The organism is Streptomyces sp. NPDC002181 (assembly GCF_042890485.1).
GTDB lineage: Bacteria > Actinomycetota > Actinomycetes > Streptomycetales > Streptomycetaceae > Streptomyces.
On record NZ_JBIASC010000010.1, the window covers coordinates 259,682 to 277,950 of the forward strand.

The following is an 18,269-nucleotide window of genomic DNA, read 5'->3' on the forward strand; positions in this document are numbered from 1 at the left end:
GCCGACCACAGACGCCGCCACGACCGCGAGCCCCGCCACGCCCGGCCGAAGCCGAGCGTGAGGGGGCGTGCGGATGGTGCTGGTGGTACGAGATGGAGCACTGGAGTCCTGGGTTCCTAACCGTTGGCGCGGCGCCGGACGGCGTAGAGCGTGCCGGCCCCGGCGGCTATGAGGACGGCGGCCCCGCCCCCGATGGCGGCGGTGGTCGCGGACGAACCGGTCTTCGCGAGCTCGTCCCCGCCCTGCGAGGGCGCGGCGGAGGGCGACGCGCTCGGCACGGCGTCGGTCCGGCCGCCGGTCGGCTGGACGCTCGGCGCCGCCGTGGGCGGGACGCTGCGCGAGGGAGTCGGCTTGGCGCTCGGCACCGCGGTCGGCGGGACGCTGCGCGAGGGGGTGGGCGACGCGCTCGACGGGGTGCTGGGGGCGGGCGACGGGGTGGCCGAGGCCCCCTGTGCGGCGAAGGCGGGTCCGGCGAGCGCGAGGACCGCCCCGGCGGCGGCAGCGGTGACGGCCGCCCGGCGGACGGTCGAGGGGACGCGCTTCAGGTTCATCACAGTGGTTCTCCACGGTCGGGTCACGGTCGGTGCAGGGCTCGCAATGCCGCCCTTCACCCCCGCACGACGCGCGACCCCCCGGGAGGTTGCCGCCGATTCCGAAGAATTTTTCTCAGGCTGTCGGCAGGGGGATCCTGCGGACCACCTCGAAGCTCAGATTCCCGTACGCCGTGAAGAAGGCGGCGGCCGTCAGTTCCGTGGCGCCGCCCGGGTCGCGGGCCACGACCTTGGCCCGGCGGGCCGTCCGGTCCAGCTCCGGGGCGTGCCGGCGGCCGAGCCGCACGGTGCGCGTGACCCCGTCCGCCCGTACGTTCAGGAAGCAGTCCCAGGTGCCGGGCGCTACGGGCCCGCCGCCGGCCAGGGTGGCCAGGTCGAGCTCCGCCAGGAACCCGGCCATCATCAGCTCCGGGTTCTGCTCGGTGAGCTCCGGGGCCGGCCGGGCCCGGGCGGGCACCAGGTGCTCGTCGCCCGTCTCCCTCGCCCGCAGCACGAGCTCGCTCTCCATGCGCCCGGTCCCGAGCGACTGGACGTACCCGTGCCCGGTCAGCCGTACGCGGCTGCCCTGCCAGGTCAGCGACGCGAGCCGGTGCTGCGTCTTGAGCTTGTCGGTCACGTCGAAGAGCACGTCCGGCAGCCCCGCCGCCGGATCGCGGAACAGCGGGTAGCAGCGGTACACGCGGCCGTCGTCGACGATCTCCCGCGGCGCCGGCTCCAGTGCCGGGTCGTACTCCATCAGCTGCTCGAAGGCGGACAGCGGGCCGCAGGCGAAGGCGTACAGCCGGATCCAGTCGAGGGTCGGCAGCTCGCCGCCCATCTCCGGCCGCCAGTACGTCTGCACCAGCGCCCTCCCCCGCTCGTACACCTCGGCGCTGAAGCCGGGGTTCTCGCGGCGGGCCTCGACGGCCGGCCGCAGCGCCGTGCGCAGCAGGCTGCGGAAGTGCCGGCCGAGCATCCGGCGCCGCCCGACCGGGTCCTGCACCCGCTCGGCGACCAGGGCCATGACGCGCTCGATGTGGGCCACCGTCTCGGCCGCGGTCCGGGGGCGCGCGGTGATGTTCTGCCCGTCCTCGCGGCGGCGCAGGAAGTAGCAGTCGTAGTCCCCGACGACGGAGATCTTCCCGGCGGCCAGGTACACCTCGGTGACGAAGACCTGGTCCTCCCCGTACCAGAGGTCCTCCGGGTAGCGCAGGCGGGCGTCCTCGATGATCCGGCGGCGCATCAGCTTGGCCGAGTGGAGGGAGCGGTAGACCTCGGAGGTGTGGAGGCCGGCTTCCTCGGCGTGCCGGTGGGCCTTGTCCGACACCGGCCGGCCGAGCCCGACCTGCTTGGCGAGCACGACGTCGCTGCCCTGGGTCTCGGCCATGTCCAGGAGCCGCTCCAGGGCCTCGGGGCCGAGGTGGTCGTCGGCGTCGAGGACGAAGACGTAGCGGCCGCGGGCCAGGTCGAGGGCCCGGTTGCGGGGGCCGCCGGGGCCGCCGGAGTTCGGCTGGTGCAGGACGCGGAGCTGCGGGTACCGGGCGGCGTAGCGGTCCAGCTCGGCGCCGCTGCCGTCCGTGGAGCCGTCGTCGACGGCGATCACCTCCAGCCGCTCGATGCCGAGGCTCTGCCCGAGCGCGGAGTCGAGGCACTCGTTCAGGTAGGGCATCGCGTTGTAGACGGCGATGATCACGGTGATGTCGGGGACGGACGCGTGCTGCATGCAGTTGAGCATAAAGTTCCGCTTCCGCGCCTTCGGAGGGGGCCGCCCTCAGCGGAGGCGGGACAGGGCGCGCCCGAGGAGGGCGATGCCCTCCTCCAGTTCGCCCGGCGGGCCCGCCGCGTAGCCGAGGACCAGCCCGGGGGCGCCCGGCCGCATGCGGTGCCAGGACAGGGGGTGGGCCTTGACCCCGAGCGCCAGGGCCGCCGCCGCCAGGGCGGTGTCCTCGAAGTCCGCGCCGTCGAAGGTGACCACCAGGTGCAGGCCCGCCGCCGCCCCGTGGACCCGGGCCGCCGGCAGGTGCGCGGAGATCGCCCGGAGCATGGCGTCGCGCCGGCGGCGGTGGCGGCGCCGGACGAAGCGCAGGTGGCGCTCCAGCTCGCCCGAGTCCATCAGCCGGGCCAGCACCAGCTGGGCGAGGACCGGATTGCCGAGGTCGGCGTAGCGCTTGGCGGCGACCACCGCGTCGTGCAGGCGTGGTGGGACCAGCAGCCAGCCGAGCCGCAGCGCCGGGGCGAGCAGTTTGGACACGCTCCCGGCGTAGCAGACGCCCTCGGGCAGCAGGGCGCGCAGGGCGGGGACGGGCGCGCGGTCGTAGCGGTGCTCGGCGTCGTAGTCGTCCTCGACGACCAGCCCCCCGGCCGCCGCCCAGCCGAGCAGGTCCCGACGGCGCGCGCCGTCCAGGACGACCCCGGTCGGGAACTGGTGCGCCGGGGTCAGCAGCACCGCGCGGGCCCCGCTCGCCCGGAGCGCGGCGGTGTCCAGCCCGCCCTCGTCCACGGGCACCGGCACGGTTTCCAGCCGTCCGTACTCCAGCTGCTGTCGCGCCCCGAGCGAGCCGGGGTCCTCCACGGCCACCCTCCGTACGCCGCGGTCGCGCAGGACGTGCGCGACCAGGCCGAGTGCCTGGGCCACCCCCGCGACGATCACGACCTCGCCCGGGTCGGCGCGGATCCCGCGGTTGCGGGCGAGCCAGCCGGTGACCGCCGCCCGCAGCGCGGGGGCGCCCTGCGGGTTCCCGTACCCGAAGTCGGCGGCGGTGAGTCCGGCGAGCACGCGCCGCTCGGCCTGGAGCCAGGCGGTACGGGGAAAGGCGGTCAGATCGGGTACTCCCGGCGAGAGGTCGATCCGGCAGGGCACGGCCCGCAAGGCGTCGACCAGCGCCCCGCCTGCCCCCGGCCCGAACGGCCCGCCCGGCCCGAATGGCCCGCCCGTACCGGGCGGGGGCTGTCCGGGCCCGCCCGTCGGGGTGGGCGGGGGCAGCGGGGCGGCCACCACCCTCGTGCCCGCGCGGCCGCCGCCCTGGACCTGGCCCGCGTCCGCCAGCCGCCGGTAGGCCTCCGTGACCAGGCCGCGGGTGACGCCGAGCTCGGCCGCGAGCACCCGGCTCGACGGGAGCCGGCTGCCCAGCGGGAGCGTGCCGTCGGCGATGGCGGCCCGGATGCGTGCCGTCAGCCACGCGGTGCGGCCACCCGGCGGGGCCTGGTCCAGGTCGAGCTGGAGGAAGTCCGAGCCGGTGGCGGTGACGGCGCGTACCGGCCTTTCGGACCCCTCGGGTCGCCCCTCTTCGGCACTGTCCACGGGTCCAATGCTGGCAGAGCCTGGACCTCGTGAACACCTCCTCCGCTCCCCGCACGCGCAGCCCGCTGCGCGACCTCGCCCCGGGCGCCCTCGGCATGGTGCTGGTCGGCAGCAGCGTGTCCGTTTCCCGCTCCCTGGTCCACGCCCCGCTGTTCGCCACCCAGGCCGTCCGCTACGCGGCCGCCACGCTCCTCCTGATCGCCTTCGCCCGGGTCGCGCGGGTGCCCGTCCTGCGTCCGCGCGGCCGGGAGTGGCTGTGGCTGGCCGGGATCGCGGCGACCGGGCTCGTGCTGTTCAACGTGGCCGTCGTCCGCGGGGTCGCGCACGCCGAGCCGGCCGTCATCGCCGTCGCGGTGGCCTCCGTACCGGTCCTCCTCGGTGTGCTCGGTCCCCTGCTTGAGGGCCGCCGGCCCAGCCGCCGGATCCTGGTGGCGGCCGTCGTGGTCGTGGCCGGGGCCGTCCTCGTGGAGGGCACGGGACGGACCGACGCCGCGGGAGTGGCGTGGGCGGCGCTCGCCCTGGCCTGCGAGGCCGCGTTCACCCTGCTCGCCGTGCCCGTGCTGCGCCGGCACGGCCCGTGGGGAGTCTCCGTACACGCGGTGTGGATGGGGGCCGTGATGCTGGCGGCGCTGACACTGCTCACCGAGCGCCCGGCGGACCTGCTGTCCCTCGGGCCGGTGCGGTGGGCGGCCGCCGGGTACCTCGCCGTCATGGTCACCGCGGTGGCCTTCCTCCTCTGGTACCGCACGGTGGCCGCGGTGGGCGCCGGCCGGGCCGGGCTGCTGACCGGGGTCGCGCCCCTCGCCGCGGCCGCCATCGGGGCGCTCTGCGGCGGCGGGACGCCCGGGCCGCCGGTCTGGCTGGGCCTGGTCGTGGTGGTCGCCGGGCTGGCGGCCGGGCTCCGCGGCCCCCGGCAGGGGTCCGTACCGGGTCGGATGCGGCCACGGCCGCGGCCGCACAAGGGGCGGGCTCCCGCGTCCCCTTGAGGGGGCCCTGCCCGGTGGCTCACAATCCGCAGATGCCGAAGCCCCCGTACAGCAGCTGGATGCGGTACTTCTCCCCCACCGCCAACCACCGGCGCCTCGGCCTGGTCTGTCTCGGCGTCGGGGTGCAGCAGGGCCTGCTGCCGGTGGTCGGCCCCCGGGCGCTGGACCACCACGTCGCCGTGGTCGTCACCCGGGGGCGGGGCTGGTTCAGCCACGGGGGGCGCCCGCCGCAGCCGGTGGCGGCGCCCGCGCTGCTGTGGCTGGTGCCGGGCGTGGAGCACCACTACGGACCGGACCCGGAGACCGGCTGGGACGAGTGCTTCGTGGACTTCGCGGGACGCGGCGTCGAGGCGTACACCGACCTCGGCTACGTCACCCCGGACCGCCCGCTGGTGCCGCTGAGCGGGACGGAGGGCGTACGGCACGTGGTCGACGGGATCGTACGGGCGGCCCGGCGCGGCGGACCGCTCCTGGAGGTGGAGGCCGCCGCGGCCGTCCACGGACTGCTCGTGGCGCTGCGCTACGCCCGCGCCGAGGTGTCCCGGCACGGGGACGCGGTGATGGACGCCCTGGCCCGCGACGCCCTGCTGCCCATCTCGGTGGCCGAGCACGCGGCCCGGCTCGGGATCCCCCTGCCCGAGCTGCGCGCGGCCGTGCGGCGCAGCACCGGGGAGGGGGTCAAGGAGTACCTCCTCGGGATCAGGCTCAGCCGGGCGAAGGAGCTGCTGGCCCGGACCGACCTGCCGGTCGCGGGGATCGCCCGGCGGGTCGGGTACGAGGATCCGGCGTACTTCAGCAGGCTGTTCAGCCGCAGGGTGGGCATGGCGCCCGTCCGCTTCCGCCGGCAGCAGTCGACGCTCCCCCGGCCTCAGGGCAGATAGCCGATGTTGAGCTCCGCGACCGAGGTCCAGGGGTTGCCGCCCACCTCTCCGGTGGCCCTGAGCCTGACGTAGCGGGCGGTCCTGGCCGTGAACGGCACGTCCTGCCGGGCGGTGGTGTTCGCGAAGGTGCCCGTGGCGGCGGTCGCCCAGTTCACGCCGTCCGCGGACGTGAGCACCTGGTAGTCGGCGATGCGGCCGTTGCTCTGCGTCTGCCGGGGCAGGCAGTACAGCGACGAGACGTCGTACGGGGTTCCCAGGTCCAGGGTGATCTCGTGCGGCATCGGCGCGGTGGCCGCGTACCACTGGGTGTGCCAGATGGTGGCGGGGTCGCCGTCCAGGACGTTGGCGGCTCTGCCGTCCTCGCCGGCGGTCTCCTGGCTGTCGACGTCCTTCACCGCCATCTGCCCCTGCGGTACGAGGCGTTCACCGCCTCCGGCCGGCCCGAGGTCGTCGATCGCGAGGTCGTCGAGGATGAAGTCCGCCTCGTTGTGGGAGCCTTCGGCGGTGACCTTGCGGATGCCGATCCAGGCGTCGGCTCCGGCGGTGAAGGTCTTGGTGAAGGTGGTCGCCGTCCGCGCCCGGTCCAGCGCGGTCGCCGTCTCGGTGCTGCCGGATCCGGTGATGAACCGGTAGTCGCCGGGGAAGCCGTTCTCGTAGGCGAAGGTGACCTTGTACGAGCGGCCGGGCGTGAACCGCAGCGTCTGCGGGAGGGTGCGGTAGACCAGGCCCTGGCGCTCCTCGTGCGATTTGAGCGAGTTCTGTCCGGAGATCACGTCGTCGACGAGCTTTCCGTTCCAACCCGCCTGGGTGTAGGGGGCGTTGCGCTGGGCGATGTGCGTGCGCGGGTCGGCGGCCGAGCCGCCGGCACCGCCGAAGGCGAAGGGGCCCCAGCCGGCGTCCACGTTCTCGAAGTCCTCGGTGAACCAGTGGCCGGAGAGCGGGGTGCGGGCCGAGCGGACCACCCGTACGTCGTCCAGGCGGACAGTGCCGGAACCCGCGGCGGCGGACAGCCTGAGGGCGGCCGCGGACTGTCCGGCCGGTACGTCGAAGAGCACCTTCATGCGCTGCATCCCGGTCCCGTTCTTCTCGCTGCCGCCCAGGTTGTCCGTCAGCGGCGAGGAGTCGGCGTACACGGACGCGGGGGCGCCGCCCGCCGGGGTGACGGTGAGCGTGGTCGCGCGGCCCGCGGGGGTGGAGACCCACACGGAGGCGGCGTACGTGCCGGGGGTCAGTCCGGTGAGCTGCTGGGATACGGCCGGGGCGGTCCCGGCGGCGAACGTGAGCTCGCTCTGGCCCAGGGCGTTGCGGGTGACGGCGGCGCCTGCCCCGGTCACCGTCCAGGCGTTCAGATCGCCCGCGTAGAAGGAGGGGTCCTTCACCGGAGTCCCCTCGCCCCAGTTCGGGTCGGCCTGGGCGGGCGCGGCGCCGTCGGTGACGACGTAGGCGGTCTTCGCGGTGGCGTTGATCGTGACCTGGCCGCCGCTGACGGAGAGGCCGGCGGCCGGCTCGCGCCCGGTGTCGGTCAGCTTGTACAGCCGGGGCGCGGACCAGCCCGCGGGCAGGGTCCAGGTGCTGGGCCCCCCCTTGTCGTTCCAGTGGTAGAGCTTCCCGTCGCGCGGGAGCAGGTAGCTCCCGCCGCTGAGGACGGTGCGCCCGGCGGTGGTGATCTTCCGGGTGCCGCCGGCGGTGGTGGCGGTGGTGCCGTTCTCGAGGGTGACCGTGTCGGCGGTCCACTTCACGATCGGGGATTGCTGGAGGTACTTGGTCGGCAGGTTGACGGCGAAGGTGGTGTTCAGGAAGGCCGGGTAGTCCTTCTTTCCCAGCCAGCCCTCGTACGCGGTGAGTTCGGCGCCGCCGAGCAGCGGGTTCGCGGCGATCCAGTCGTCCTTGGCGTGGTTGGCGACGAAGCGGGCGATCGTGGAGTTGATGCCCTTGAGGTCGCTGCCGCCGTAGTCGACGTCGGCGGCCCAGTGGTGCCAGAGGGACTGCTCGGTCAGGGTGTTGGGGAACTCGGTGGCGAGCTGGAAGCCGAGGCTCCCGGCCTCTCGCTGGAGTGCGCGGGACACGTACCCGTCCCCGTACCAGACGTCCACGTACAGGAAGTCGAGTCCGGGCGCGGCCGCCTTGAGGTCCTTCAGCCGCTTCAGCCGCTCGCCGGACCGGCCGTCCTTGCGCGTGTCCACGTAGTACGACTGGTCGAGCCAGTCCCATCCCTGTCCCCCGCTCTGACGGGCCGGGTCGAAGGTGGCGGAGACCGGGTACTCCTCGGTGGCGTTGACGTGGACGCCGAAGTCGGCGTTGTAGGCGTGCCCGGCCGTGGTGAGGGCGTTCAGGCCCGCCGCGCCGCCCAGCTTGGAGGCGATGTTCTTGTAGTCCATGTGCGCGGAATCGTGGCCCTCGGAGGCGTACCCCTTGAGGAGGACGAACTGGCCGAGTCCGTCCGTGGCGAGGCTGACCCGCTTGGTCTCGTCGAGGGTCTCGGCGAAGGGGTGGGTGGCCTGGGAGGCGAAGTTGAAGGGGATGCGCTGCACGACCCGGTCGGCGGTCCGCTGCCAGCCCGTGGGCGGGGTCCAGATGTCGCGGTAGGCGATGGCGGCGTCCTGCCAGTCGACGGCCGCGTCGCCGTTGCGGTCCCCGGTGATCGCGATCCGCGCGTACGGGAGCGGCTCGGTGTCGCCGTCGGCGGCGCCCGCGGCCCGGTAGAGCCAGGCTCCGCTCCACAGTCCGGCGCGGCGGTGGGCTCCCTTGTCGGTGATCCGCTTGCTGATCCGGCCGTTCTCCCGCGCCGTGCCTCCGGAGGGGGTGTCGTAGAGGGAGTTGGAGTCGATGGCGGCGGCCAGCTCGGCGGTGTTGGCGAGCCCGTACATCACGGTCGTCGCGGCGGGATCGACCGGAGTGCTCGCGGTGACGGGGGTGAAGGTGTCCCCGGTGCCGGTGGTGGCGGTGTGCATGTTCGCGGTGGCCAGCGCGGCGCCGGGCTGGTCGCTGCGGACGCTGACGAGGGTGTGGTCGGGGATGGCCAGGCTGTGGACGCGCAGGGCGGCGGTGTCCTCAATCGCGGTGACCTTGAAGTCCACGACCGAACCGGACACCGAGAGCCGGGATCTGATGGTCACACCGGAGAAGGACAGCGCGTAGTCCACGGCGGAGGCGGAGGCCGTCGAGGTCACGGTGGGGGTGTAGGCGGTGCCGTCGACAAGGATGGTGCTCAGCGTGTCCTCGTTGCCGTTCAGGACGTCGCCGGTGGCCCGCCGGGTGTAGCCGACGACCCGGGGGAAGCCGCTGTCGACGCTGACGGACAGCTCGGGCGAACTGATCGTCACGGGTGCGCCGGCGGCTCCGGCGGGATCGGCGGCCGAGGCCGCGGGCACGGAGACGACCAGCGTGGCGAGGAGACCGGCGACCGCGGCGGCGGTCGGCCAGAGGGGGGTGCGCATCGGGCCTCCGGGGGTCGGTGCTTCCTGGGCGGAAGACCGCACGGCACGGAGGCCCGCGGTCCGCTCACTGACCTGTCAGCTTGCGGACCGCGCCCGCGCAGGCCCATGGACAAAGCAGAGCCCCGTCCTGGACTTACGGAAGTGGAGGGAGGGAATGGCGGGGGTGGCGGGGGTGGTGAGGGTCAGGAGGCGGCCGGGGTGATCACCACGGCCGTCCCGTACGCGCACACCTCGGTCCCGACGTCGGCGGCCTCGGTCACGTCGAAGCGCATCATCAGGACGGCGTTCCCGCCGCGGGCCTTCGCCGCTTCGATGAGCCGCTCCATGGCCTGGTTGCGGGTCTCCACCAGGGTCTTGGTCAGCCCCTTCAGCTCGCCGCCGATCATCGACTTCAGGCCCGCGCCGATCTGGCTGCCGAGGTGGCGGGAGCGGACCGTGAGGCCGAAGACCTCGCCGATGACCTGCTCGACCCGGTAGCCGGGAACGTCGTTCGTCGTCACGACCAGGACGCCGGTCTGCTGGGCCCCGGGGCCGCCGCTGTAATCTTCGATACCCATGGCAACCACTCTGGCCGCGGGCGCGGGCCCGCGCATCCGGAGGGGACCCGTTCCGGCCGTCTCCGGCGTACGGCGCCGGGGCCGGGTTCAGGACGGGCGGGTGACGAGTCCCGATTCGTGGGCCAGGACCACGGCCTGGGCCCGGCTGGACACCCCGAGCTTGCTCATGCAGCGGTGCACGTGCGTCTTGACGGTGGCGGCGCTGAGCACGAGCCGCCCGGCGATGTCGGCGTTGGACAGACCGGCGCCGACCAGGCCGAGCACCTCGCGTTCGCGCGGGGTCAGGGCCGCGAGGCCCGGGTGCGGGTCCCGGGCCACCGGGGCGGCGTACGCGGCGATGATCCCCTGGAGCGCCCGGGGACTGAACAGCATCTCGCCGGCGTGCACGGTGGCGATGGCGGCGAGCAGCCGGTCGGGCGGGGTGTCCTTCAGCAGGAACCCGCTCGCGCCGACGCGCAGGGCCCGGAAGACGTACTCGTCGGAGTCGAAGGTCGTCAGTACGAGCACCTTGGGGCGGACCCGCCCGGCACCACCGCCGCCGCCGCCATCGCCGCCGCCATCGCCCACGCCCTCGGCCTCGGCCTCGGCGAGGATCCGCTCGGTGGCGGTGATCCCGTCGGTGCCCGGCATGCGGATGTCCATCAGCACGACGTCGGGGCGGGTCTCGGCGGCGAGCCGGACGGCCTCCTCGCCGTCCGCCGCCTCACCGGCGACCTCGATGCCGGGGGCGGCGCTCAGGAGCGCGGTCAGCCCGGACCGGATCAGGAACTGGTCGTCGACGACGAGCACACGCAGCATGGCGCCTCTTCTATTCACTCTGTGCCCGGGCCTCGGTGGCGGCCCGGGGCACGGGGACCCGGAGGCTGACTTCGAAACCGCCTTCCGGAGCCGGTGCGGCGGTCACCGTGCCGTGGTAGATCGTGGCCCGCTCGCGCATGCCGATCAAGCCCTGGCCCGTGCCGCCGGGGGCCGCGGCCGAAACCCGCGCCCCCGTACGGGCCGCCGCCCGGCCGCTTCCGTCGTCCGTGACCCGTACGCGGAGCTCGTCCTCGCCGTAATGGACGCGGACGGTGGTGCGCGACGCCGGGGCGTGCTTGATCACGTTGGTGAGTGCCTCCTGTATGACGCGGTACGCGCACAGGTCGATCCCCGGCGGCAGCGGGTGGGCGGTCCCCGTGACCGACACCTCGACGGGAACACCGGCCTCACCGACCCGTTTGACCAGTTCGCCGAGGCGCCCGAGCCCGGCCCCCCGGGCCGGGTCCGGCCCCGCGGGCGCCCGGCCGTCGTCCCGGAGCACGACCAGCATCCGGCGCATCTCCGCCAGGGCCTCGTGGGCGCTGTCCCCGATGGTGTCCAGCGCCCGCCGGGCGGTGGGCGGGTCGGAGGAGAACACGTACCCGGCGAGGCCGGTCTGGACGGAGATCACCGAGACGTGGTGGGCGATGACGTCGTGCAGTTCGCGGGCGATCTGGATGCGCTCCTCCATGACGGCCCGCCGGGCCTTCTCCGCCTGTTCCCGGCGCAGTTGCCGGGTGAGCTCGCGCAACCTGCGGGAGCCGTCGCCGGTCACCCAGCAGACGATGGTGGTGACGGTGACGAATCCGACGCTGAGCGGCCCGATGCCCGGTTCGGCGAGCCGGGTCCCCCAGAGGAGGACGAGCAGGGCACCGGCCGCGCATCTGGCCGAAACTCGCCGGTCGCGGAGGGAGGCCACGGTGTACAGCGCGAGCGCCAGGCCGCAGACCGCGACGACGTGGTAGTAGCCGAGGGTGAAGTAGCAGGCCACGCAGAGGGCGGTGCTGACCAGGATCGCGACCGGGTAGCGCCGGCGGAGGACGAGCGGCAGGTAGATCGCGGCGAGCAGGGCGTAGGCCCATGCGTCGGTGTCACGCCAGTAGCCCTGGGGGTCGGGCCAGTTGCGGAGCATGGTGGCCGAGATCCACAGCGAGCCGATGGCGTACACGATCTCGCCGACGGCCGGAAGCACGGATCGGAGCCGGACCATCGCCGGATGCGCGGACAGCTGCACGTCACCCCCCTTGTGTACACCCCTGGTTGTACAGGGTGACTCCCTTGGGGGGTAGGCGGATTTCACCCCCTGGATGGGCGAGTCCGCCGGGCGGCGCGCGTAGATTCCCTTCAGCCGGCCCGAGCCGGCACCGGCCCTGCCCCCCGGGGCCCCGCCGCGCGGCCGTGCCCGTTCGGGGGCGGGCACGGCCCGCGTACGATCGGCGGCCGCCTCGGGAGCGGGCCTCCCGGGCGGGCGTTCAGCCCACCCGGAGTCCCGGAGCGCCGAACCGGCGCCGCGCCGCGAGGATCAGCTCGACGCTCTCCTCCTCGGCCGCCGCCGTACGGCGCAGGTCGGCCAGGGCGTCGCGGTAGTCGTCGAGGGCGCGCGGCCTGGTCACGTAGTTCGCGCCGTTGATGTGCTCCACGTACGCCAGCTCGGCGTGCTCCCCGTCGCGGAACCGCAGGTGGGTGATCGCGTAGGGCGGTGTGCTCCCGTACGCGCGGGCCATCGGCAGGATGCGGATGCTCACCTTGCCGCAGTCCCCGGCCCGCAGCAGGTGGGTCAGCTGCTCGTCCATCACGGCGGCGTTCCCGCAGCGGCGGTGCAGTACGCCTTCCTCCAGCAGGGCGGTCACCCTGGGCAGCGGGCGGTTCATCAGGCGCAGTTGCCGCTCCGCGCGCAGTTCGACGACCCGGTCGACCTCCTCGTGGTCGGCTCCCGGCATGACCGCCCGCACCATGTGCCGGGCGTAGGCGCGGGTCTGGAGGATGCCGGGGACGACGAGGTTCTCGTAGACGCAGATCTCCTCGGCATCGCCCTCCAGTTGGATCAGGCGCTTGAGGAAATCGGGGGTGACATCGCTGAACTGCTCGTACCACTCCGAGTCCCGCGCGTGTTCCAGGAGCCGCTCCAGCGCGCGCATCTCGTCGGCGTCGACGCCGTAGTACCGGGCGAGGTCGCGTACGTCGCGCGGTCTGGGAGGGCTCTCGCCGCGCTCCAGCCGGCTGATCTTCGACACCGAGCCGCGGATGACCGGTGCCACCTGCCGCAGGGTGAGGCCACGGGCCTCGCGGCATCTGCGCAGTTCCCTCCCCAGCAGGCGGTCGGCCGCCGCCCGGACCGGATCGCTGCCCATCGGTCCACCCCCTCGTGCTCCGGCCCCGCGGTGAGCCGCAAGGCCCCCGCCGTCATCCCGTCAGGTGGTCGAATTCCGCGTCTTTGGCGCCGCGCAGGAACGCCTCGATCTCGGCGGTGGTGAACACCAGCGCCGGGCCGTCGGGGAAGCGCGAATTCCGTACCGCCACGTCACCACCCGCCAGGGAGGCGACTTCCACGCAGTTGCCATTGCCCACGCTGGCACTGCTCTTGATCCACACCACGCCGGGAATCGCGCCGGGAATCGCGCCGGCCATCACGCCATTGCTGATCTGCATGACGGAAATGCTAGCCAGATGTACGGGCCACGGGAGTCCCTCGAACGGGTGCCTCGACCGGACGATATCCCGATGATCCGACTCTCATGACAAAAGGTTCTTATGGGGCATTTCAGGCTGAACGGCGGTGCGTCACCGGGGCTGCCCGACCCGCTCTCGCCATAGTCGGCCGTGGCGGCCGACTGGCCGCCACCCCGGCCCGCGGTCCACCGCGGCCGGGCGGATGTCTTCGCAGAGGAGCCTGCACATGCGCAAGCCCACCAGGGCCATCCTCGCTCTCGCCGCCGCAAGCCTGGTGCTCGGCGGGGCCGGGGCGGGCACCGCCGTCGCGGACGACGGTCCGACGGCCGACGGCCCGTCGCAGGAACTGGTCGTCCTCGAACCGGACGGCGACCAGTCCGGCACCTACCAGGGCAAGGAGTACTCCGTCGGCAAGGTCGTCTCGCACGGGCCGCTGAAGCTCCGCTCCAAGCCGACCAGCCGCTCGAAGTCCGTGGGGCACGTGAAGCAGGACCACAAGGTCGCCATCGTGTGCAAGGTGCGCGGCGAGAAGGTGGACGGCAACGACATCTGGTACCTCCTCCACGTCAAGGAGCGGGACGGCCAGGCGCCCGTGGACCGGCCGGGTGTCTCGGACACGGGAACCGGCACGGACGCCGTGAACGGGGCCCAGGCGGCGGACCGCATGGACGCGCCGGGCGGCAAGGAGCGCAAGCAGGCCTGGGTCACCGCCCGTTACGTGAAGAACCTCGACCGCGTGAAGTGGTGCGACTGACCTTCCGGTCCCCGCACGGGTCGGTCCGCCGGCCGTACGGCGCGCGGCCCCGCACACCGCGCCCCGTACGCCCGGACCCACCCGCAGCGCCCCCGGTTCCTAGAAGTCCCCGTAGTTGACCTGCCAGGTCGGCAGGCCCATCCGGCGCCAGACCGCGACCACCCGGTCCCGGTCGTCGAGCGACACCCGCACCGCGTACCGGTGGCGCACATGGGCGTCGAACAGCTCCGCCTTCACCACGTCGTCGCGGCGCGTGTCGCCGAGCGGCCGCATCCACAGCTCGTCGTAGGGCACCTCGTGCCGGCGCAGCCACGCCTCCGTCTGCGGCCGGTGCTCCTCCCCGCGCCCGGACAGCAGCACGATCGTGTCCCCGTCGGCGCGCCGGAAGGCGTCCAGCGCGTACCGCACCGGCTCGTTGAGCGCGTCGATCTCGCAGCGCGAGAAGTCGTACGGGCTGCGGTCACCGGTCAGCGCGAGCGTGCCGTCGATGTCGCACATCACCGCGGAGGGCAGCGCCGGGTCGGGCACGTAGGGCTCGACCACGGGCTGGTCGTTCAGCCACTCCGCGGTGAGCCGCCAGCCGCCCTTCTTGGCGCTCAGGTGCTTCTCGTTCAATATCCGGATGATCTCCTCGCCGACCGGCCGCTCCCGAGCGGCGTCCCGGCGCAGGCACTCTTCCACCGGCACGTCGGTGAAGTCGTGCACGACGAAGGTCGCGAGCCCGGCGACCGCCGCCTTGAGCCGCTTGGGGATGTTCGAGGTCAGGTGCGTGTTGTCCACGACCACGTCGAACCCGCCCTCCACGGCCGCCCGGACGGCCGCGTCCTGGACCGCCAGAACGGTCTGCTCGTGCCGGTACGAGCGGCCGCGCCCGGGATCGGGCAGGTCGAGCATGGCCCGCAGGTCGTCCAGGTTGACGCGGCGCATCCGGCCCGCGGCCTCGGCCTGCAGGGCGCGCGCGGCCGTCGTCTTCCCCGAGGCCGGCAGCCCCGTCATGACGTGGACGACGGGGCGTGCGGGGTCTTCGGACACTGGATCAGTTCTCCTCATCGGTCGTGAAGGGGTCGGACGCCTCGGGCCGCACCTGCCGCCATACGACGAGCTCGGTGGACCGGCCGTCCAGTCGCAGGAACACCGCGGCGCGGATCCGGGGGTCGGGCAGGGCCTTGGCGGCGCGGGCGAACGCGCCCCGGTCGTCCGCCAGATGGGCGAGCCGCGCGTAGGCCTCGTCGATGGCGCGCTCGCGCTCGGCGGCCGCGTCCTCCAGGCGGGCGACCACCTCGCGCACCCAGCTGTCGAACTCGTCCGGCACCTGCTGGAGCAGCGCTTCGAGCGGCTTCCCGCCCGAGGCCTCGATGTCGGCGGCGGTGCAGTTCAGGCCCTGCGCCAGTTCCTTGGCGGGCACTCCGGCGAAGCGCTCGATGCCGTGGGTGCGCCAGACGTCCCGTTCGGTGACTCCGGTGACCAGCTTGTGCAGGCGGACGTACTCGGACAGCTTGGCCTTCGCGCGCACGCCGGAGGCGAACCGCAGCACGAAGCCCTCGGCGTCGGTGCCGGCCGCGTTCTCGCCGCCGGGCAGGGTGTTCGATTCGGCCAGCGCCAGCAGTTCGGCGAGCGGCATGGCGGGCCACACCGTCACGACGGAGCCGATGCCCTGCCAGTGGACCGCCGCCTCGGCGAGCGGGACCTCGGTGCCGTCCGTCCCGAACGCGGCGAGGAGCACCAGGTCCCGGCGGTCGCCGTAGTCGACGACGATGCGGTTCTGCGGGTAGAGGATCTCGGCGAGGTAGGTGACGCCGGGGACGAGGGCCGAGGTGTCGCGGCCGTCGAGGTGGCGCCGGCCCCAGGTGGCCTGGGTGCTGATGAAGGATCCCTTGGAGGCGACGCGCCAGCTGCCCGCGTAGTGGAAGACCACGCCGAGGCTGCCGTCCACCTTGTCGTAGACCTCGAACGGCTCGTCGGGCAGGGCCGGTGCGTACGGCCTGCCGGACTCGTGCTCGGCGACGTTGAAGAACTTCGGCAGCGGCAGGGCGACGATCGCGCCGGTGGCGTCGTCGGCCACGAGTCCGCGGCAGCGCGTGGTGACCCGGTTCCAGACGTGCTCGTACTGTGCCGTCCGCGTGTAGGTGTAGATGGACAGCGGCAGTTCGGGGTGCGACTTGCGGGTCACGTACCCGGCGTCGATGGCTGCCTCAAGCTCCTGTCGCGGCAGCAGGTCGTGCAGGGTCGGGTAGGCCTGGCTCTGGCCCATGGGTTCCTCCCGGTTCGAGATCGTTCATTCTCACGTGCGGGAGGGATGGCCCGGTACCGAATTATCGCTGGTCCGCGGGGCTGCGGCCCACCTCAGTGCGAGACGCAGAGCTCGTTGCCCTCGGGGTCGGCGAGGGTGGTCCAGGTGTACGGGCCCTGGCTGCTGTCGTGGAGGTGGCGGGCGCCCTTGGCGATCAAGCGCGCGACGACGTCCTTCGGATCGTCGGCGCCGGTGCGGACGTCCAGGTGGACCCGGTTCTTGACCGTCTTCGACTCGGGGACGAGCTGGAAGAGGACCCGGGGCGCGCGCTCGGTGCCCCCGGGGTGGCGGATGGCCGCGCCGACCTTCCAGACGAGGGCCCCGCGGTGGGTGGTGGTGTCCTCCTCGGAGGCCTGGCCCTCGGCCACCATCTTGCGGATGAACCCCTCGTCCGTCGGCTCCACGTTCCAGCCGAGGGCCTCGGCCCACCAGTCGGCGAGGGAGTGCGGGTCGGCGGAGTCGATGGTCACCTGGAATGTGTATGCCATGGGAGGGACCCTACTGAGGAGCACTGACAGCGGCCCCGGAAGCCGCCCCCGGACTCCGGGTCGTTCCTCCGGTGCCGCTCGTTCGGCGGGTACGGTTTCCCACCGGAAGTCCCTTTCGGAACGGGGTTGGCGCATGGAATTCGGCCGTGTGGGGCGGGTGGTCCTCGCCGACGACGAACCGGTCGTCCGCAGGGCGCTGCGGACGTCCGTCGAGTCGACGGGGGAATTCCACGTGGTGGCCGAGGCCGGCGACGGGCACGAGGCGGTGGAGGCCGTACGGGCGCACCTGCCGGACGTCCTGCTGCTGGACCTCCGCATGCCGGGACTGGACGGCGTCGAGACCACGGCGGCGCTGCGCGCACCGGAGTCGGACGCCGCGGAGGCCGCCGCGCACATCGTCCTGATGACGGGCTTCGGGCTCGACGCGGACGTGGAGCGGGCCCTGGCCCTCGGTGCGGACGCCTTCCTCCGCAAGGACACCCCGCGCGAGGAACTCCTCGCCGCCCTGCGCTCCGTGAGGGACGGGGACGCCGTGCTGTCCCCGGAGGCGCTGCGGCAGGTCCTGGAGGGCTTGAGCGCTCCGGCCGCTGCGTGGAGCCGGCGGGTCCGGGAGCGGCTGGACCTCCTGCCGCCGCGGGAGGCGGAGGTGCTGGGCCTGGTCGCCGAGGGGCTGTCGAACCGGGAGATCGGCGAGCGGCTGGGAACGGCGCACGACGCCGTACGGGATCTGGTCGGCCGGACGCTGGCCGAGCTGGGCGCCGCGAACCGGCTGCAACTCGCGCTGCTGGCCCGTACCGCCGGGCCCGGGACGGCGGGTCCGGCGCGGTGACGGCCGGGGCCCGCCGGCGCGGGATCCAGCGGCGGCTGGCCGAGCTGCTCTTCCCGCCGGGGCCCGAGGGCGGGCACGGGCCGCACGGGGTGCTGCCCGCGCTGCTGGTCGCGCTGACCTTCGTGAGCGGGGTGGTCGACGCGGTCAGCTACCTCGGGCTCGACCACACCTTCGTGGCGAACATGACGGGCAATGTGGCGTTCCTCGGGTTCGCGCTCGCCGGGGACCGCCAGCTGTCGGCCACGGCCTCCCTGCTGGCGCTCGGCGCGTTCCTGGCCGGCGCGACGGCCGCCGGGCGGCTGCGCCGGGGCCGGGAACCGGTGCGGACGTTCGCGCCGCTGGTCGCGGCGCAGGCCGCGCTGGTGGCCGGGGCCCTCGGCCTGTCGGCGGCCGGGGCGGGGACGCTGCCGGTCGTCGGACTGCTGGCGCTCGGCATGGGACTGCAGAACGCCGTCGTGCTCCGGCTGGGCGTGCCCGATCTGACCACCACCGTGGTCACCCGGACGCTGACGGGCCTGGCCGCCGACCCGTGGGACAGGGCCGCCGTGCGGAGGGTCGTCTCCGTGGCGGTCCTGTTCTGCGGGGCGCTGGTGGGCGGGCTCCTGACGATCCACCACGGTCCGCGCTGGGCCCTGGCGTCGGCGGTGGCACTGCTCCTGTGGATCGCCCTGGCGGGCGCCGTGCGGGCGGCCGAACGGCCGGTCCGCTGAGGCGCCCGCTCCCGGACACCCGGTCGAGCCCCCTGGGG

At 73.8% G+C, this 18,269-nt stretch carries 17 protein-coding genes; 5 read left to right on the forward strand and 12 right to left on the reverse strand.

Annotated features, from left to right (window positions below):
• Positions 1–116: 116 nt before the first annotated feature.
• From ACFYXV_RS24385 to ACFYXV_RS24395, 3 genes are all read right to left on the reverse strand, one after another.
• Positions 117–551 (reverse strand): LAETG motif-containing sortase-dependent surface protein, encoded by a 435-nt coding sequence (locus ACFYXV_RS24385; RefSeq protein WP_389384025.1) that lies wholly within the window; start codon positions 549–551, stop codon positions 117–119.
• Positions 552–666: 115 nt separating this feature from the next.
• The gene (locus ACFYXV_RS24390; protein WP_389384026.1) at positions 667–2,253 is read right to left on the reverse strand and encodes a glycosyltransferase family 2 protein; all 1,587 of its coding nucleotides are present in this window, start codon (positions 2,251–2,253) and stop codon (positions 667–669) included.
• Between the two features lie 48 nt (positions 2,254–2,301).
• Positions 2,302–3,831 (reverse strand): PLP-dependent aminotransferase family protein, encoded by a 1,530-nt coding sequence (locus ACFYXV_RS24395; RefSeq protein ID WP_385475984.1) that lies wholly within the window; start codon positions 3,829–3,831, stop codon positions 2,302–2,304.
• A 29-nt stretch (positions 3,832–3,860) separates the two neighbouring features.
• Between ACFYXV_RS24395 and ACFYXV_RS24400 the strand changes: the two genes are divergently transcribed.
• A complete protein-coding gene (locus ACFYXV_RS24400; RefSeq protein WP_389384027.1) occupies positions 3,861–4,817 on the forward strand; it encodes an EamA family transporter in 957 nt (318 codons plus the stop codon).
• Positions 4,818–4,849: 32 nt separating this feature from the next.
• On the forward strand, positions 4,850–5,698 hold the full coding sequence (locus ACFYXV_RS24405) for a helix-turn-helix domain-containing protein (RefSeq protein WP_389384028.1): 849 nt from the start codon (positions 4,850–4,852) through the stop codon (positions 5,696–5,698).
• On the opposite strand, the gene ACFYXV_RS24410 is transcribed toward ACFYXV_RS24405, so the two are convergent.
• From ACFYXV_RS24410 to ACFYXV_RS24435, 6 genes are all read right to left on the reverse strand, one after another.
• Complete coding sequence (locus ACFYXV_RS24410; RefSeq protein ID WP_389384029.1) at positions 5,686–9,135, reverse strand: endo-alpha-N-acetylgalactosaminidase family protein; 3,450 nt, start codon at positions 9,133–9,135, stop codon at positions 5,686–5,688. The genes ACFYXV_RS24405 and ACFYXV_RS24410 overlap by 13 nt on opposite strands.
• A gap of 182 nt (positions 9,136–9,317) precedes the next feature.
• On the reverse strand, positions 9,318–9,692 hold the full coding sequence (locus ACFYXV_RS24415; protein WP_053689141.1) for a YbjQ family protein: 375 nt from the start codon (positions 9,690–9,692) through the stop codon (positions 9,318–9,320).
• A gap of 87 nt (positions 9,693–9,779) precedes the next feature.
• On the reverse strand, positions 9,780–10,490 hold the full coding sequence (locus tag ACFYXV_RS24420; protein ID WP_389384030.1) for a response regulator: 711 nt from the start codon (positions 10,488–10,490) through the stop codon (positions 9,780–9,782).
• 10 nt (positions 10,491–10,500) lie between these two features.
• Positions 10,501–11,724 carry a sensor histidine kinase gene (locus ACFYXV_RS24425; RefSeq protein WP_389384031.1) on the reverse strand — a complete coding sequence of 408 codons (1,224 nt, stop codon included), beginning with the start codon at positions 11,722–11,724 and terminating at the stop codon, positions 10,501–10,503.
• 238 nt (positions 11,725–11,962) lie between these two features.
• Positions 11,963–12,841, reverse strand: a complete 879-nt coding sequence (locus ACFYXV_RS24430) for a helix-turn-helix domain-containing protein (RefSeq protein ID WP_389384032.1) — start codon at positions 12,839–12,841, stop codon at positions 11,963–11,965.
• Positions 12,842–12,893: 52 nt separating this feature from the next.
• The gene (locus tag ACFYXV_RS24435) at positions 12,894–13,139 is read right to left on the reverse strand and encodes a DUF397 domain-containing protein (RefSeq protein ID WP_385475967.1); all 246 of its coding nucleotides are present in this window, start codon (positions 13,137–13,139) and stop codon (positions 12,894–12,896) included.
• Between the two features lie 247 nt (positions 13,140–13,386).
• Here ACFYXV_RS24435 and ACFYXV_RS24440 point away from each other — a divergent pair, with 247 nt between their 5' ends.
• A complete protein-coding gene (locus tag ACFYXV_RS24440) occupies positions 13,387–13,914 on the forward strand; it encodes a hypothetical protein (RefSeq protein ID WP_385475965.1) in 528 nt (175 codons plus the stop codon).
• A 99-nt stretch (positions 13,915–14,013) separates the two neighbouring features.
• On the opposite strand, the gene ACFYXV_RS24445 is transcribed toward ACFYXV_RS24440, so the two are convergent.
• The 3 genes from ACFYXV_RS24445 to ACFYXV_RS24455 form a co-directional block, all read right to left on the reverse strand.
• Positions 14,014–14,946, reverse strand: coding sequence for an AAA family ATPase (locus ACFYXV_RS24445; RefSeq protein WP_385475963.1), 933 nt, complete (start codon positions 14,944–14,946; stop codon positions 14,014–14,016).
• 4 nt (positions 14,947–14,950) lie between these two features.
• On the reverse strand, positions 14,951–16,165 hold the full coding sequence (locus tag ACFYXV_RS24450; RefSeq protein ID WP_385475961.1) for an RNA ligase: 1,215 nt from the start codon (positions 16,163–16,165) through the stop codon (positions 14,951–14,953).
• A 92-nt stretch (positions 16,166–16,257) separates the two neighbouring features.
• A complete protein-coding gene (locus ACFYXV_RS24455; RefSeq protein ID WP_385475959.1) occupies positions 16,258–16,692 on the reverse strand; it encodes a VOC family protein in 435 nt (144 codons plus the stop codon).
• A gap of 133 nt (positions 16,693–16,825) precedes the next feature.
• Between ACFYXV_RS24455 and ACFYXV_RS24460 the strand changes: the two genes are divergently transcribed.
• Complete coding sequence (locus ACFYXV_RS24460; protein ID WP_389384033.1) at positions 16,826–17,521, forward strand: response regulator; 696 nt, start codon at positions 16,826–16,828, stop codon at positions 17,519–17,521.
• Positions 17,518–18,231: a YoaK family protein gene (locus tag ACFYXV_RS24465; protein WP_385475955.1), complete on the forward strand. Its 714-nt coding sequence runs from the start codon at positions 17,518–17,520 to the stop codon at positions 18,229–18,231. The genes ACFYXV_RS24460 and ACFYXV_RS24465 overlap by 4 nt, the downstream gene beginning before the upstream one ends.
• The last annotated feature ends 38 nt before the right edge of the window (positions 18,232–18,269 follow it).